Here is a 15,213-nt window from a genome sequence, read left to right on the forward strand (position 1 = left end):
CTGCCCCTCCTCTTGCGCTTGTGAACGCTTTGCCCCACCTCTCCTGCCAACACCAAAACACATGCGACTGGAGACAGCGAAAATGGCCGATCCCACTTACACTCCGCCCGAAGTCTGGAGCAGCGACACTGAAAGCGGTGGCCGTTTCGCCAGCATCAACCGCCCCACTGCCGGTGCGCGCGAGGAACAGGAATTGCCGCGCGGCGACAATCCGTTCCAGCTCCACTCGCTAGCCACGCCTAACGGGGTGAAGGTGACGATCATGCTCGAGGAATTGCTCGAGCTGGACCACACAGGCGCGGAATATGACGCCTACACGGTCAATATCGGCGCAGGGCAGCAATTCACCAGCGGCTTTGTCGGCATCAACCCCAACTCGAAAATCCCCGCGCTGATCGACGCCAGCGGCGACAAAGACTTCCGCGTGTTCGAAAGCGGCGCGATCCTCGTCCATCTGGCGGAGAAGTTTGGCGAGTTCCTGCCCACCGACCCCGCCGCGCGCGCCGAAGTGCTCAGCTGGGTGTTCTGGCAGGTTGGCACCGGTCCCTTTATCGGCGGCGGTTTTGGCCATTTCTACGCCTATGCGCCGGAGAAATACGAATATCCGATCGACCGCTATGCGATGGAAACCAAGCGGATTTTCGACGTCGCGGACCAGCAATTGGGCAAGACCCGCTATCTGGCAGGCGACGAATACACCATCGCCGACATGGCCAATTTCCCGTGGCTCGCACCCTTTGTGGCGGGCACGATCTACAACGAGGCCAAGCGCTTCCTCTCGATCGACGAATACAAGAATGTCGGCCGTTGGGCGCGCGAGATCGCGCAGCGTCCCGGCGTTCAGCGTGGCCGCCTCGTCAACAAGGTCTGGGGCGATGAAGACCAGCAATTGATGGAGCGCCACTCCGCCGCAGATTTTGAAGGCAAGAACCTCGACTTCACCTTCTGACACATTGCCGCAAACAACTCACAATAATGGGCTGGAAGTCACCGCGCTTCCGGCCCATTGTCTTTGTGAAGAGAGGAATTGCGATTGAGCCAGCAGCCAGCCGAGACAATCCGCACCCGCGAAAAGCTCGGCTATGGAATTGGCGATCTGGCCTCGGGCTTGATGCTCAACTTTTTCGGATTCTTCCTGCTCTATTTCTTCGTCGATCTGGGCGGGCTGGCCCCGGCAGCCATTGGGCTGATGCTGCTCATCACCAAGCTGATCGATGCTGTGACTGACCCGATGATGGGCGCGATCGCCGATCGCACCCGCACGCGCTGGGGCCGCTACCGCCCTTACCTATTGTTCGCGCCCGTGCCGCTGGGCATCACCATGGTCCTGATCTTCAGCGCGCCTGCGGATTTGAGCGACACCGCCCTGCTGATCTGGGCCTATGTCACTTACACTTTGTGCATGCTCGCCTTCACCGCGACCAATGTGCCCTATGGCGGATTGCTGGGGGTGATCTCTCCTTCATCCAAGGAGCGCGCCAATGTCACCGGCTACCGGATGTTCTTCTCTGCCCTCGGCGGCATTCTGGTCGGCGCGCTGGGCACAACTCTGGTGCGCGAGCTGGGCGGCGGGGACGAGAAGCTTGGCATTCTGCTCACCATTTCGTGCATCGCGGCGGTTTCGGTGTTCTGTGTGCTGACCACCTTTGCAACCACCAAGGAACGCATTCCGCCTGTCGAGCAGAACGGCTCGCTCTCGGGCGATCTGAAAATTCTGATCTCGACCCGATCATGGATCGTGGTGGCGGTCGCTGCGGTGTTGGGCGTGACCTCCATCGCCGCGCGGGCAGGCACCGCGCCGTTCTTCTTCAAATATGTCGTGGGCGATGACGGAGCGCCGGTGTTCCTGTTCTTCGACCGCGCAGCCCTATTCCTGACAGCGCTTGCCGTGGGTCAGGTCGCGGGCGTTATTTTGGGAAGCATTCTGCAAAAGAGATTCGAGAAGTCGCACCTGCTATGCGCCGCCGGACTCCTGATGGCGGTGATGACTATGGCGTTCTACTTCCTCCCTCTCGATGCGGTCTGGCCGCAAACGGCAGTGCAGTTTGTGATCGGCATCGGCTTCGGTTTTCTGATGGTGCTGTCCTATTCGATGTTCACCGACATCGCCGAATATATCGACTGGAAGCATGCCACGCAGATGACCGCTCTGGTGATCGCGGCGTCGGTTTTCGGCGTAAAGGCGGGCGTCGGCCTTGGCTCCTTCATCCCCGGCGCGGTGCTCGACTGGACCGGCTTTGTCCCCGACGTCGAGCAGAGCGAAACCGCGCTGATGGGCATCCAGATCGCCTTTGCCCTGATTCCCGCAGCCGTGCTGGTTCCGGCGGCGCTGGCTATGGCGTTTTACTCCATCAATCGGGAGAGCCTCAACAAGGTAGAATCCGACCTTGCATCGCGCCGCGCAGAGCCTGTGTAAAAAATAGCTGAAATTGCGGCCTTCACATCCGCGATTGAGCCGCTATATCGCGCCTTCGTGCTGGGGTGTGGCCAAGTGGTAAGGCACCGGTTTTTGGTATCGGCATTCGCAGGTTCGATCCCTGCCACCCCAGCCATTTTTTGTTTCGAGAACCGGCCTCCGCCGGTTCGTCCTCGGGGCAGCTCCTCCACTCAGCTTCGCTTCGTTACGGTGCCCCTGCGGGCCGCGCGGTCGCGCTTTGACTGCCGTGACCAGGCTTCGGGACTAGACAGTTCCGGCAACGCAAAGGTTCTGGCCGGTCACCCACTCGCCCGAATTGCCCACAAGATAGAGCACGCAGGCGGCGATATCGCGCGGGGTGCCTAGCCGTCCGGCGGGCAGGTTCAGCTGCTCCAGCAGCGGCCCGAAATCTTCGTCGGTCATGTCGAGCGCTTTCTTCACCGTGTCGGTGGGCACAAAGCCGGGAAGGATCGCATTGACGCGGATTTTCTGCGCGCCGAGCTCCAGCGCGAGCGTTTTGGTGAGCATGTTCACACCCGCCTTCGCCGCGCTGTAATGGCCGCTGCCGGGGAAGGGATCGCGGCCCGCCATGCTCGACGTGTTCACGATTGCCCCGCCATTCTTCATATGCCGCGCCGCCGCGCGCACGCCGTAAAACACGCTGGACAGGTTCACCGCGAGCGTGTTGTCCCACTCTGCCGGATCAAGCTCTGTGATCGGAGCCGATACCAGCGAGCCGCCCGCATTGTTGATCCAGATATCGAGCCGCCCGAATTCATCGACCGCACGCTGGGCAAGCGCATCCATGTCCTCGGCGCTCGCCACATTGGTCGCCTGCGCGATGGCGCGCCCGCTTGAGTTGCTCGCATTGATCGCGTCCGCCACGCGGGAGATCTGGTCTTCGGAGCGCGCCGCGCACACCACATTCGCGCCCGCTTCGGCTAGCAGGATCGCGATCCCTTCCCCGATTCCGCGACCGGCGCCGGTCACAACTGCGGTCTGGCCTGAAAGGTCGAACAGGTCCTGCATCAAGTCTCTCCTGTGAAATTATGGAAAGAGATTGGGCCGCGCTCACGCTGCCGTCCACTAACGCTTATGCGGGGGAAAGGCGGTGTGCAGATGCAAGCGCCCGCTTGATCACATCCGCCTGCTCGCTCAGAATGACACGGATGAAGACTTTTTTCTCCGCTCCGTTGGCCATTATGATCTGCGCAAGCGGCTGTGTTGCGCCCTCACCGGCCAGCCCGCCGCAAGTCGTCGATCTTGCCCGCGACAGCACCGCAATCGCAATCGAGGTCCATACGTCGCACGACCTCGCGCTGTTCCTGTTCTCCTATCACGCCGCACGCAGCCTTTCGGATCGCGAGCTGCGCAATCGCAGGCCGCTCAGCGTGAAGGATGCGGCGCTATTGGCAGAGCATGCCGAGGCCTTTGCCCCCGTTTACGCCGCCTTCCAGCCCTATCTCGATGCGCATCCGCTGTTTGATCGCAACATGCTGTTCATGGGAGCAAATCTGACGGGCGGCCTTGTGGAGTTTCCCGATCCGGCGGTTAGCGCCGCGATGGACGCCTTTCGCCCAACCTACGAAGCCTATTTCGCCCCCGCACACCGCGCCGCGACGGATAGCTATCGCGCGATGCTCGAAAGCCAGATCGCGCAATATGGCGATGCGATGGCGCGGGCTGTCGTACGCGAGCTATCGGGCGAATGGAGGGTGGAGCCGATCCGGATCGATGTGGTCCCCTATGCTACGCGGATCGGGGCCTACACCAATTCGCACCACACGGTGATTTCGGCGAGCCAACCGGATTATCGCACCCACGCGCTGGAAATGGCGTTTCACGAGGCGGCGCATACCGACCCCATGTTCAGCCAGTTGCGCGAAGTCGCTGCCGAGGCGCTGGAAGCCAATGGCTTGGAAGAGCGGCGCTTTTGGCATTACCTCCAATTCTACGGCGTAGGCCGCGCCGCACGGTCGGTGCTGGGGGAGGACTATGTCCCCTATCACGAAGCCACCGGGCTTTCCTCCCGCTCGGCCAAGCCTTGGTATGATGCGATTGCGGCGGTGTGGGATGATCACGACACGCTAAGAGACCGCGCGCATGCAGCAGCGGCGCTGATTGCGGCTCGCGAAGCCAGCTAAAGCCTCGCCGCCTAAGGCGCGCTGCGGTTGGGGCGGGCTTCGGCGAGGAGGAGCGAGAAGCGCCCTTCGCTATCAAGCCAGCGCGCGGTTGGATCCCAGCCGCCCGCCAGCAGCAGCATATTCGACGTGCGGCGGTTGAATTTGTGGCTGTTCTCGGTGTGGATGCTCTCGCCAACGTCGAGCGAGAAGGTCTTGCCAGCAACGCTAAATTCAATCGCCTCGCTTGCCACCAGATGCATCTCGATCCGTGCATTTTGATCGTTCCAGCGCGCTTCGTGGGCGAGCTTTTCGACCGGAATATCGCCGCCGAGCTCACGGTTGATCCGGCGCAGCAGATTGCGGTTGAACTCAGCCGTCACCCCTGCCGCATCGTCATAGGCGGCGACCAGCACATCCTCGTCCTTGATCAGGTCCATCCCGATCAGAAGCTTGGCCCCTACACCCAAAGTCTCGCGCATGTTTCGGAGCAAGTCGACAGCCGTGCGCGCGACCATGTTGCCGATGGTCGAGCCGGGAAAAAAGCCGAGCTTAGGCAGGCTCGCTATCTCTTCAGGCAGCTCGACCCGGCGCATGAAGTCGGCTTCGACCGGATGGACCGGAAGACCCGGAAATTTCTGCGCCAGATCAGCCGCAGCCGCACGCAGGAAATCGCCCGAAATGTCGAGCGGCACATAGGCCGCAGGTTTGATCGCGGCGAGCAGCAAAGGCGTCTTCACCGAAGAACCCGAGCCAAACTCGACGACAGCGCGCCCTTCACCGATCATCTCGGCAAAGCTCGCGCCCTGCCCTTTGAGTATCTCGGTTTCCGCGCGGGTGGGGTAATATTCGGGCAGCTGGGTGATGTCTTCGAACAGCTGCGATCCGGCATCGTCATACAGCCAGCGTGCGGGGATCGCCTTGGGCTCTTGCGACAGGCCAGCGAGCACATCGGCGCGGAACGCCGTATTGACGCCGCTATCGTCCAGTTCGACCAGTTTTAGGCCTTCATCGATGTTCAAGAAACGTCCTTTGCCAGCCGCAATCCGGTGAATTGCCAGCGCTGATGAGAGTAGAAGAAATTGCGGTAGGAGGCGCGCGAATGGCCTCTCACCGTAGCGCAGCTTGCACCTTTGAGGACAATCTGCCCGCTCATGAATTTGCCGTTATATTCGCCCACCGCGCCGCTTGCCGGTTTGAAGCGCGGGTAAGGGAGATAGGCCGAGCGGGTAAACTGCCAGCAATCGCCGAACAGGTTTTGGCCGCCCTTGGGCAGCGGCGCAGAGGAGCAGTCGAGCTGATTGCCATCCGCCGGATCATGTGCAGGGCCCTCGCCCTCTTGCCCGCGCGCAATCGCCTCCCATTCAAACTCGGTCGGCAGGCGCGCTCCGGCCCAGGTCGCGTAGGCGTCGGCTTCGTAATAGGAGATGTGGGTGACCGGCGCGTCAGGGTCGCGGTCCTGCCAGCCGGAATGGGTGAAGGCGCGCGCGCCCTCCCAATAGAGCGGCGCTGTGATTGCCTGCTCACGCACCCATGCAAGGCCGTCGGATAGCCAGAGCGAGGGGGTGGAATAGCCGCCATCAGCGATAAACTCAGCCCATTCGCGATTGGTCACAAGCCGGTCGGCTAGCGCGAAGGGTTCCAGCAGCACGCGGTGGCGCGGGCCTTCATTGTCGAAGGCAAAGCCCTCGCCCTGATGCCCGACCAACGCGATTCCGCCGGGATGCGAGTGCCAACCGGTTTGTCGCGGCTCGGGCGAAGGAGGCGGAGCATTCTCCCACATCGCCGGGCCAAGAGGGTTCTGGAACAGCGCGTGTTTGATATCGGTCAGCAGCAGCTCGATATGTTGCTGCTCATGCGCGATACCCAGCGCGATCAGGTCCGTCAGTGCGGGATCATCGAGCAATGGCTCCATCGCCGCATTCACTGCCGCTCGCCACTCCCACACCTCATCCAGCGTGGGGCGCGAGAGCATTCCGCGCGAAAAGCGGTGAATGCGCGCGCCTTCGGCTTCGTAATAGGAGTTGAACAGGAACGGCCAATCTTGGTTGTGGAGCCTGTAGCCTTGCGCATATTCGCGCAGCAGGAACGTCTCCCAGAACCATGTCGTATGCGCGAGATGCCATTTGGCGGGGCTCGCATCCTCCATCGACTGGATCGTCGCATCGGCATCGCTGAGCGGCTCGACCAGAGCCTCCATCAGCGAGCGCGTGCGGCGGAACTGGTCGCGCAAGGGCGCGTCGCTATGGCTGAAAGTGTCTTCGCGCTTTTCGCTGCGGGGCACAGCGCCGCTCCTGTGTCGATTGTCCGGGTCGAGCCAATATGGCGAAAGGTGCGGGCAATTGAAAGGCGCATGGCCCCAGCACAATTGCGACGCAGCGTTGTATTCTCTCGGATTTCCGCAGGCAGCGGTCAGGCGGCCATGCGCACGCGGTTGCGGCCAGAGTGCTTCGCTTCATAAAGCGCGCCGTCTGCGCGGGCGAAGATCGACAGCGCGGTATCGCCGGTCTGGATGCAGGCAAAGCCGATGCTGATCGTGACCGACGGTATGCCATCGACGCCGCTTTCCGCAGCGATAGCCTGCCGCAGCCTTTCGGTCATGACCCGCGCCATTCCATCGCCAGCTGCCGGGATAACCCAGACAAATTCCTCGCCCCCCACGCGGCCCACCAGATCGCTATCACGGGCCTGGCCCTGAGCGATGCGGGCGATCTTCCTTAGCACTTTGTCACCGGCGGGATGACCATGCGTGTCATTCACCCGCTTGAAGTGGTCAATGTCGAACATCACCAGCACCAGCGGCATTTGCGTAATTCGCGCATCGACCAACAGACGCGAAAGTTCGGACATGACGCGGCGGCGATTAGCGAGCCCCGTGAGAGGGTCGGTTTCGGCCAGCACCTTCGCTTTCTTGGCCTCGCTTTCGGCACGCTGGCGCGAATGTTCCAGCTGGCGCACTTTCGCCATCTGCTCGGTATTGTCGCGCACAACTGCGACCACACGGTGCACCTTGCCATCGGATCCCATCAGATTGCAGGCCTGGACAGAGATCGAACGCGCCATCCCGTCATAGCCGTAAATGTCGAATTGCAAGGTGAAGGGTTCAACTTCATCACCATGTTCGCGCACCTTGCCGACCAGATTGATATTGTTGGCGAACAGCAGCGTTTCGGCGTCGCCTTCGACGAAGGGGTCATTGTGTTCGATCCCGAACAGGCGCTTGAGCCCGTCAGACCATTGCTGGATTCCGGTAACCGGATCAAACTGCCACACGCCGATCCCCGCCATGCTTTCCGCCATTCTGACCGTGCGTAAAAGCTCGCGCATATTCTGCGCACGGGCACGTTCGGTTCGGGTGATCTTGCGAACCTGACGGCGAGAAGTGATGACATTGGCAACTGCCGCAATCGCGACCATCGCCAGAAGCAGGCTCAGCACCATCAATGCGCCCGAACCCGTTTCGGCAGGCGCGGCGACGCCGCTAGCGAGGTCTGGCCCGGCGACCAATGAGGAGGCAGTGTTAAGCAACATTGAGCCTGGGCGTATATGCACCAAACCCTATGCTAAGGCCGCGCGCCCTCCCCGTTGCTCTACCTAAGCAATTCGCCGGAGAGCGCCGGATTGCCCGCGTTCAGTATTGTCCTACGCAGCGTCAGCAGCGCGCGACACGCCAATCTCGCTGTTGAGCATTTCTGCGAGCAGGAATGCCAGTTCAAGCGATTGTTCGGCGTTGAGGCGCGGGTCGCAGTGTGTGCGATAGCGGTCGCCCAATGCCTCATCGGTGATCTCGACCGCGCCGCCGGTGCATTCGGTCACGTCCTGTCCGGTCATCTCGATATGGATGCCTCCCGGATGCGTGCCTTCAGCGCGGTGGACTGCGAAAAAGCCCTTCACTTCGGAGAGGATGCGCTCGAACGGGCGGGTCTTAAAGCCGCTTGCCGATTTGATGACATTGCCGTGCATCGGATCGCAGCTCCACACGACCGGATGCCCCTCGGCTTTCACCGCGCGGACCAGTCTGGGCAGGCCTTCTTCGACCTTGTCGTGCCCGAAACGGCTGATGAGCGTGATCCTCCCCGCTTCGCGCGAAGGGTTGAGCTGGTCGAGCAGTTCGAGCAGCGCATCCGGCTCCAGCGAGGGGCCGCATTTCATGCCGAGCGGATTTCCGATGCCGCGCGCAAATTCGATATGCGCGCTGCCGGGGAAGCGAGTGCGATCACCGATCCACAGCATGTGCGCGCTGGTCGCGTACCAATCGCCGGTGAGCGAATCCTGCCGCGTCAGCGCCTGCTCGTAAGGCAGCAACAGCCCTTCGTGGCTGGTGTAGAAGCTGGTGCCCTGCAATTGCGGGACCGTCGCCGGGTCAACCCCGCAAGCGACCATGAAATCGAGCGCTTCGCCGATCCGGTCGGCAGTTTCGGAGAACTTGTCCGCCCAGGGCGTGCGGCCCATGAATTCGAGCGTCCATTGGTGGACCTGCCGAAGATTGGCGTAGCCACCGCCGGCAAAGGCGCGCAGCAGGTTGAGCGTCGAGGCAGCCTGCGAATAGGCCCGCACCATCCGGTCAGGATCGTTGCGGCGCTGTGCGGGGTCGAAGTCGATCCCGTTGATATTGTCGCCAAGATAGCTCGGCAGCGTCACATCGCCTTGCGTTTCAGTCGGAGCCGAACGCGGCTTGGCAAACTGGCCTGCCATCCGGCCGACCTTCACCACGGGCCGCTTGCTGGCGAAGGTCATGACGACCGCCATCTGCAGCAGCACGCGGAATGTGTCGCGGATATTGTTCGGGTGAAACTCGGCAAAGCTCTCCGCACAGTCACCGCCTTGCAGCAGGAAGGCGTGACCATTGGCCACGTCGGCAAGGTCCGCTTTGAGCGCGCGCGCTTCACCGGCAAAGACCAGCGGCGGATAATTGGCCAGCGTGCCTTCGGCAGCGGCCAGTTCGGCAGCATCCTCGTATTGCGGCAGATGCCGCGCTTCGTGCTCTTTCCAGCTTTCGGGGTGCCAGGTCTGCGCCACTGTCAAATCACTCTTTCTGAAACGTTCTGCGGCGCGCGGGGTAGGCGCGCTTGTTCTATCTGTAAAGCCGAATGCCGCAGTGCAACAACTTTATTTCGCGCCCTCTATGATCGAGAGGCTCGATCAGCGCTTTAACGGCCTGTAATCGCAGGTGCTGCGACAGGCGCAGCGCGCACAGCGGGCGCGCTCGACGTGGCGGCCGGCTCCTCGGGCGCTTCGGCTAGTTCCTGCCCTTCAGGGATCACCGCCAGTTTCAGCGGCGTGCGCTGGGCAAAATACCGGTCTGCAAGGAACTGCATGATCTGCGGATTGGTCTGCGAATAATCCGACAGCAGCGAGCGCAGCAAGGTCACACGCTGCGGGTCAAAGCTCGCACCTTCGAGGTTGAACAGCCAGAACTGGTTGCCGGTCGAAGCACGGCGGATGCGCTGGCTGAGCGGCTCGGTGACGCGGGTGATCTCGTCAGCGGTCGGCGGATTGTCGACCAGGTCGCGCGCGATCCGCTCCGCCTCGGCAAAGAAGACCGGCACGAAGTCTGGCTCCAACTGGGCGAGCGCAGTGACGCGGCCACCGGCGCTGATATCGGTCGGCCAGTTCGACCATGCTTGCGGCGAATAGCTCGCCCCGGCGCGCTCACGCAGCGCCTCCAGCAGGCGGTTGTTGAAGATCTGGGTGAGGATATCGAGCTGGCGCGATTCGCGGATGCTCGCCATGCCGCCGCCGCTGGGCCATGCGATCACCGCCGCCGCCTGATTGGCATCGCCGCGATGGGTGAGCACGGTTGGCGCGCTCGCAGCGTCGGGGAAGCCGGGCAGACGCGCAGCAACTTCGGGAGCGATGGCTTCGCGCTCGGGCAGCGCGCCAAAAGTCTCGCGCAGTTTCGCAACCACGGCATCGCGGTCAAATTCGCCGAATATCAGGACTTCGACCTGACCCTCAGCCAAAAGCGGCTCCCACACTTCGCGAAAGCCCTCGGGCGTGACGTTCTCGAGCATTTCCGGCGTCGGCGTTGCGAAACGCGGATCGCTGTCCGTGGCGAGATATTCAAGGTCACGGTTGAGGACCGCGCCCGGACTGGTCGAATAGGTGTTGTAGGCCAGCTCTGCCGCTGCGCGCGCGCGGATCACGGGATCCTCGTCCCAGCGCGGCATCGCGAGCTTGGCGGCGAACAGATAAAGCTGGTCCTCGACGTCGCTCGAACGCGTCTGCGCCGTCAGTGTGAAGACCGCATCATCAATCGCAAAGTCGAAGCCGAGCCTGCGCCCCGTTGCCAGCCGGTCCAACTCGTTCTGGCCCAGCTCGCCAATGCCAGAGCCGACCAGCGCCATCTGGCCGATCGTCGCATAGACCGCGCTGTCGGCGTCAAAGGCACGGTAGCCCGAGCCAAATCGCACCTTCACCGTCACACGGCCCGGCTCTGCATCGTTCGACCACAAAAGCGCGCGCACGCCATTGTCGAAATTGACCTGCTCGACTTCGAGAATGCCCAGCGGGCCTTCCTCGGTGATCGAACCGGGCCTGCCCACGGGGGGCAATTCGTCAAAGGAAATTGTCTGCGCAGCCAGCCGCGCGGTGTCATCGACCAGCGCCTCACTGGCGAGCGCGAGTTGCAGCGCATCCTCGTCCGCTTCGCCGATGGCGGGCGTGACATAGACCGAGCGCAGCACATCGCCTTCAAACAGAGCGCGGGTGCGGGCGTGGACTTCTGCCGGGGTCATGCGGTTACGCATTCCGCGGAACACGTCTAGCACCACTTGCGGCGCGGCGACGGTTTCACGGATATCGACCGCATTGACCAGATTGTCGGCGAGATCGCGTCCGGCCTGAACCGGCGCCTGCTCGACCGAACTGGCAAAGGCGACGTCGAATTCCGCCGCCTCGCGGTCGATCTCTTCCTGCGTCGGCGGATTGGCAATTGCATCGGCGATCACCCCGCGCACATCGGCAAGCGCGGCCTGCCAGTCATCCGAAAGCGGGGCGAAGCTCACAAAAGTCGCATCGGTCGAACGCGAGACATCGTCCTGCTGGACCTGCGCATAGAGGTAAGAGCCGCCCGCCCTCGCCCGTGTCTCCAGCCGCCGGTTGATGATCGACTGAGCCAGCACATCGAGCAGGAGGCCTTCATTATAGACAATCGTATCTTGAACCTGCCGCCACGGACGCATGATCGCATAGGTGAGATTGCGCGGCATGTCGGGTTCGACTGCGACCCCCAGATCACCGATGGCCAAATTGGTTCCCGCCGAAACAGGAGCACCATCGGGGGCGACCGGATCGCCGAAATCGGGCGCGACGCCGGGTGTGCCGGTGCCTTCCCAATCGCCGAACCACATCTCGACCAGCCCCGCGAGAACCAGCGGATCGGCATCGCCGGCGACGACGATCACGGTGTTTTCAGGGCGATACCAGCGGTCATAGAACGCCTGCACGCTGGAGCCTGTGGCGCCTTCCAATGTCTCAACTGTGCCGATCGGATTGCGTGTCGCGAGCCTTTGTCCGGCAAAGAAGGTGCGCCGCGTCAGGTCGCCCACCCGCTCAGCCGCCCCGCCCCGCTCGCGCTTCTCAGCCAGCACGATGGGCCGTTCAGCCGCGACATTCTCATCGCTGAGAACCGGCTCGCGGATCATGCCTGAAAGCAGGCGGAAACTTTCATAGAGCTTGGCATCGTCAATATCGGGGATGTCGAGCTTGTAAGCGGTGTGCGTCGGGCTGGTTTCAGCATTGGCATCGCTGCCGAATGTCGCGCCCAGTCTCTGCCATGCGGCAATCGCCTCTGCCTGTCCCAGATAGGCGCTTTCGCGGAACAGCAAGTGTTCGAGCAGGTGGGCATAGCCCTGTTCCTCATCGGTTTCGTGCAGGGAGCCTGCATCGATCCGCACGCGCACCGCGATCTGGCGCGGAGGCACACCGTTGCGGCGCACCGCATAGCGCAGACCATTGTCCATCTCGCCAAACAGCCATTCGGCATCGACCGGAACATTGCTGCCTTCGTAAAGCCACGGCACCTCGCCTGCGCCCTGAATGGCGGTGGGCGCGGGCACTGCAGGCGTCGCCGGAGCGGCCACCGGCGCAGCATTGCGGAAGTCAGAGCCGCTTTGCGCCAGCGCAGGCAGGACAATAGCGGCAGGCGCGGCGAAAAGAGCGAGGGCGGCGCTCGCCCGAAAAATCGTGATCATGTCTCTACCTATAAGGGGGCAACCTATGAAGGGCTAGTGAATGTCCGCAAACAATCGCTTCCTTGCCGGAAGGCCGCGCTCCTCCTATCTAGCACACCATGTTCATAGAGACCGAAACCACGCCCAATCCGGCGAGCCTCAAATTCCTCCCCGGCCGTGCAGTCATGCCTTCGGGCACGCGCGAATTTGCCTCTTACGAAGCGGCTGAGGCCAGCCCGCTGGCAGAGGCGATATTCGACACCGGCGAAGTCGTGAATGTCTTCTTCGGCAGCGACTTTGTGTCCGTCACCGCTGCTCCCGGAGCAAGCTGGGGCGCGCTCAAATCGCAGGTTGTGACAATCCTGCTCGACCATTTCATCTCCGAAGCCCCGCTTTTCGCAGGCGGCAGCGCGGACGGAATTTCGGTCCCGCCCGAAGCGGCAGAGATGGTGGTCGAGGACCGCGAGGAAGACGCCGAGATCATCGCCTCGATCAAGGAATTGCTCGAAACCCGCGTTCGCCCTGCGGTGGCGGGTGATGGCGGGGACATTGCCTATCGCGGCTTTGGCGACGGCGTGGTCTATCTGACCCTGCAAGGCGCGTGTGCGGGCTGCCCGTCCAGCACCGCGACGCTCAAGCACGGCATTGAAAGCCTGCTCAAACACTACATCCCCGAAGTTGCCGAAGTGCGAGCCGCCTGATCCCATGACCACACAATATCACGACAAAGTGCTGTCTCAAGCGGCGCTCGACCAGCTGTTCAACGACGCGCGCACTTACAATGACTGGCTCGACAAGCCGGTATCCGACGCGCAGCTCCACGCGATCTGGGACCTGATGAAAATGGCTCCCACATCGGCCAATATGCAGCCTGCGCGGATTGTATGGGTGAAGTCGGAGGCGGAGAAAGCCCGGCTTGCGGCCTGCGCGATGGAGGGCAATCAGGCCAAGATCAAAGCCGCTCCTGTCACTGCCGTGATCGGCTATGACATCGACTTTCACGAAGAATTGCCGTGGCTGTTCCCCCACACCGACGCGAAAAGCTGGTTCGAAGGTGACGAGAAAGGCCGCGAGGAAGGCGCATTCCGCAATTCCTCGCTGCAAGGCGCATACTTCATTCTCGCCGCGCGCGCTGTCGGGCTGGATTGCGGGCCGATGTCGGGTTTTGACGCCGAAGCGGTCAATGCCGCGTTCTTCGCAGACGAGCCGCGTCACCGCGTCAATTTCCTCTGCTCGGTCGGCTATGGCGACCCGGCGAGTATCTTTGATCGCTCACCGCGCCCCGATTTTGACACGTTCAACACGATTGTCTGACTTGCCTGCGCCGCGAGGCTGAGGCAGGGGGCGAGCCCATGCGCATTCTCGCGATCGAAACTGCCAGCGAAGCCTGCTCTGTCGCCCTCTTTGAAGATGCGGGGCTGATCGCGCATGACCACCGTGTGCTCGGGCGCGGTCATGCCGAAACTCTGGTTCCAATGATCGCCGCGCTGCCTGACAAGGGCCGCGCGGATCGCATTCTCGTTTCGCTCGGTCCGGGCAGCTTTACCGGCGTGCGGATCGGAATTGCGACGGCGCGCGCGCTCGGCGTCGCATGGGGCGCGAAGGTGCTGGGCTATCCGACGCTGGCGTTGGTCGCCGCGCAGTCTGATGCTTCGCAAGTCACCGTCTGCATGAATGGCGGACATGGCGAATGGTTCGTGCAGAACTTTGCGGGCGGCGCAGCGCAAGACGCTGTGCGCTCGCTCGCACCCGAAGCGGCGCGTGATGCGTGTTTGCACGAAACTATTGCAGGAAACCGGGCGGAAGAACTTGCCGCAATGTTTGCGGAGGCCAAGCGGCCGACCAGCCTGCTGCCCGATGCCCGAAAGGTCAGCGTGCTGAGCGAGGCCACTTTCACCACCGACACCGCCCCGACCTATGGACGCGCGCCCGACGCGGTACCGCAAAAGGTTGCCGGATCATGAGCCCCTTCCCCGATCAGGTCGATCAGATCATGGCGGTGATGGAGGCCTCCTTCGACCCGGCCTATGGCGAAGCGTGGAACCGCCGGCAGGTCAGCGACGCGCTCACCCTGCCGCACACTTTCGCGATCGTGGTCGACACTTTCGGCCGCGTCCTCGACGGCAGCGTTGCGGGCGAGCCCGCAGGCTTCGTCCTGTCGCGCCACGCCGCCGATGAAGAAGAATTGCTGCTGATCGCAGTTTCGCCCGATTGTCGCGGAGCCGGGTTGGGCCTCACTCTGGTCGAACAATTGTTCGCAGACGCCAAGACTCGCGGAGCAACACGCATGTTTCTTGAGATGCGCCGGGGCAATCCAGCAGTAAATCTTTATAAAAAGGTTGGTTTTGAACCGATTGGAGTCCGAACCAACTATTACAATCTCGCCGACGGCAGCAAGGTTGATGCAATTACTTTCGGCAAGACTCTCTAGTTCAAATCCGCTATTCGAATACACGCAAAGTGGATGTAACTTCATTTTATTTGAAGAGCATAAAGCTTGCCA

Annotated in this window: 13 protein-coding genes and 1 tRNA gene; 8 read left to right on the plus strand and 6 right to left on the minus strand. The window is 62.1% G+C overall.

The window, feature by feature from the left end:
• Positions 1-82 precede the first annotated feature (82 nt).
• The 3 genes from yghU (at position 83) to Q0887_RS06455 (ending at position 2,552) form a co-directional block, all read left to right on the plus strand.
• Positions 83-949, plus strand: coding sequence for a glutathione-dependent disulfide-bond oxidoreductase (yghU, locus tag Q0887_RS06445; protein ID WP_299193314.1), 867 nt, complete (start codon positions 83-85; stop codon positions 947-949).
• A gap of 84 nt (positions 950-1,033) precedes the next feature.
• Positions 1,034-2,416 carry a glycoside-pentoside-hexuronide (GPH):cation symporter gene (locus Q0887_RS06450; RefSeq protein WP_299193315.1) on the plus strand — a complete coding sequence of 461 codons (1,383 nt, stop codon included), beginning with the start codon at positions 1,034-1,036 and terminating at the stop codon, positions 2,414-2,416.
• A gap of 61 nt (positions 2,417-2,477) precedes the next feature.
• Positions 2,478-2,552: transfer RNA gene (locus Q0887_RS06455), tRNA-Gln, on the plus strand.
• Positions 2,553-2,680: 128 nt separating this feature from the next.
• On the opposite strand, the gene Q0887_RS06460 is transcribed toward Q0887_RS06455, so the two are convergent.
• Complete coding sequence (locus tag Q0887_RS06460) at positions 2,681-3,445, minus strand: SDR family oxidoreductase (protein ID WP_299193317.1); 765 nt, start codon at positions 3,443-3,445, stop codon at positions 2,681-2,683.
• Positions 3,446-3,585: 140 nt separating this feature from the next.
• Between Q0887_RS06460 and Q0887_RS06465 the strand changes: the two genes are divergently transcribed.
• Positions 3,586-4,560, plus strand: a complete 975-nt coding sequence (locus tag Q0887_RS06465) for a hypothetical protein (RefSeq protein ID WP_299193319.1) — start codon at positions 3,586-3,588, stop codon at positions 4,558-4,560.
• Between the two features lie 11 nt (positions 4,561-4,571).
• Here Q0887_RS06465 and egtD read toward each other — a convergent pair whose 3' ends face one another.
• The 5 genes from egtD to Q0887_RS06490 all read right to left on the minus strand — a co-directional run bounded on the left by egtD (position 4,572) and on the right by Q0887_RS06490 (position 12,731).
• A complete protein-coding gene (egtD, locus tag Q0887_RS06470; protein WP_299193320.1) occupies positions 4,572-5,558 on the minus strand; it encodes an L-histidine N(alpha)-methyltransferase in 987 nt (328 codons plus the stop codon).
• On the minus strand, positions 5,555-6,769 hold the full coding sequence (gene egtB / locus Q0887_RS06475) for an ergothioneine biosynthesis protein EgtB (protein WP_299195264.1): 1,215 nt from the start codon (positions 6,767-6,769) through the stop codon (positions 5,555-5,557). The genes egtD and egtB overlap by 4 nt, the downstream gene beginning before the upstream one ends.
• A 179-nt stretch (positions 6,770-6,948) precedes the next feature.
• On the minus strand, positions 6,949-8,067 hold the full coding sequence (locus Q0887_RS06480) for a sensor domain-containing diguanylate cyclase (protein WP_299193322.1): 1,119 nt from the start codon (positions 8,065-8,067) through the stop codon (positions 6,949-6,951).
• A 111-nt stretch (positions 8,068-8,178) separates the two neighbouring features.
• On the minus strand, positions 8,179-9,555 hold the full coding sequence (locus Q0887_RS06485) for a class II 3-deoxy-7-phosphoheptulonate synthase (RefSeq protein ID WP_299193324.1): 1,377 nt from the start codon (positions 9,553-9,555) through the stop codon (positions 8,179-8,181).
• Between the two features lie 131 nt (positions 9,556-9,686).
• A complete protein-coding gene (locus tag Q0887_RS06490; protein ID WP_299193326.1) occupies positions 9,687-12,731 on the minus strand; it encodes an insulinase family protein in 3,045 nt (1,014 codons plus the stop codon).
• Positions 12,732-12,829: 98 nt separating this feature from the next.
• Here Q0887_RS06490 and Q0887_RS06495 point away from each other — a divergent pair, with 98 nt between their 5' ends.
• From Q0887_RS06495 to Q0887_RS06510, 4 genes are read left to right on the plus strand one after another with little or no spacing between them, the layout of a single operon-like run.
• On the plus strand, positions 12,830-13,411 hold the full coding sequence (locus Q0887_RS06495; protein ID WP_299193328.1) for a NifU family protein: 582 nt from the start codon (positions 12,830-12,832) through the stop codon (positions 13,409-13,411).
• Between the two features lie 4 nt (positions 13,412-13,415).
• Positions 13,416-14,024 carry a malonic semialdehyde reductase gene (locus tag Q0887_RS06500; RefSeq protein WP_299193329.1) on the plus strand — a complete coding sequence of 203 codons (609 nt, stop codon included), beginning with the start codon at positions 13,416-13,418 and terminating at the stop codon, positions 14,022-14,024.
• Between the two features lie 38 nt (positions 14,025-14,062).
• Positions 14,063-14,674, plus strand: coding sequence for a tRNA (adenosine(37)-N6)-threonylcarbamoyltransferase complex dimerization subunit type 1 TsaB (gene tsaB, locus Q0887_RS06505; protein ID WP_299193331.1), 612 nt, complete (start codon positions 14,063-14,065; stop codon positions 14,672-14,674).
• Positions 14,671-15,141 (plus strand): GNAT family N-acetyltransferase, encoded by a 471-nt coding sequence (locus Q0887_RS06510; RefSeq protein WP_299193332.1) that lies wholly within the window; start codon positions 14,671-14,673, stop codon positions 15,139-15,141. The genes tsaB and Q0887_RS06510 overlap by 4 nt, the downstream gene beginning before the upstream one ends.
• The last annotated feature ends 72 nt before the right edge of the window (positions 15,142-15,213 follow it).

Origin of the sequence: uncultured Erythrobacter sp. (assembly GCF_947492365.1) — a bacterium.
Lineage (GTDB): Bacteria > Pseudomonadota > Alphaproteobacteria > Sphingomonadales > Sphingomonadaceae > Erythrobacter.

Bases quoted from the DNA above. Each gene is read 5' to 3' on its own strand.
- Q0887_RS06510 (WP_299193332.1), top strand. From the start codon at position 14,671: ATGAGCCCCTTCCCCGATCAGGTCGATCAGATCATGGCGGTGATGGAG.
- Q0887_RS06490 (WP_299193326.1), bottom strand. From the start codon at position 12,731: ATGATCACGATTTTTCGGGCGAGCGCCGCCCTCGCTCTTTTCGCCGCG.
- Q0887_RS06460 (WP_299193317.1), bottom strand. From the start codon at position 3,445: ATGCAGGACCTGTTCGACCTTTCAGGCCAGACCGCAGTTGTGACCGGC.
- Q0887_RS06480 (WP_299193322.1), bottom strand. From the start codon at position 8,067: ATGTTGCTTAACACTGCCTCCTCATTGGTCGCCGGGCCAGACCTCGCT.
- tsaB (WP_299193331.1), top strand. From the start codon at position 14,063: ATGCGCATTCTCGCGATCGAAACTGCCAGCGAAGCCTGCTCTGTCGCC.
- yghU (WP_299193314.1), top strand. From the start codon at position 83: ATGGCCGATCCCACTTACACTCCGCCCGAAGTCTGGAGCAGCGACACT.
- Q0887_RS06495 (WP_299193328.1), top strand. From the start codon at position 12,830: ATGTTCATAGAGACCGAAACCACGCCCAATCCGGCGAGCCTCAAATTC.
- Q0887_RS06500 (WP_299193329.1), top strand. From the start codon at position 13,416: ATGACCACACAATATCACGACAAAGTGCTGTCTCAAGCGGCGCTCGAC.
- Q0887_RS06465 (WP_299193319.1), top strand. From the start codon at position 3,586: ATGAAGACTTTTTTCTCCGCTCCGTTGGCCATTATGATCTGCGCAAGC.